This window comes from Hungatella sp. SL.1.14, from assembly GCF_024460495.1.
GTDB lineage: Bacteria > Bacillota > Clostridia > Lachnospirales > Lachnospiraceae > Hungatella > Hungatella hathewayi.
This window is the reverse complement of record NZ_JANFYJ010000291.1, coordinates 1-305: the sequence shown is the minus strand read 5'-3', so window position 1 is coordinate 305 and position 305 is coordinate 1. Positions and strand designations below refer to the sequence as shown.

Sequence of the window (305 nt, the reverse complement as noted above, 5' to 3'; positions counted from 1 at the left end):
ATGATGAGATGGCTGGCCCGCGTTTATGTCAACACCTTAAACATCATTCACTATATGCATGACAAATACTCCTACGAGCGTGTCCAGATGGCACTTCACGACAAAAAGGTCACCAGCTGGGTTGCGACCGGTATCGCCGGTTTATCCGTAGTGGCCGACTCCTTATCCGCAATCAAATACGCTAAGGTAAAGACCGTGCGTGATGAAAACGGCATCGTCGTGGATTATATCGTAGAAGGGGATTTCCCGAAGTTCGGCAACAATGACGACCGCGTCGACCAGCTGGCCTGCGATCTTGTCCACAC

1 protein-coding gene is annotated in these 305 nt (G+C 50.8%); it reads left to right on the top strand.

The window, feature by feature from the left end; translation table 11 throughout:
• The coding region (locus tag NE473_RS31045) for a pyruvate formate lyase family protein (protein ID WP_305148718.1) at positions 1 to 305 on the top strand (305 nt) is incomplete at both ends.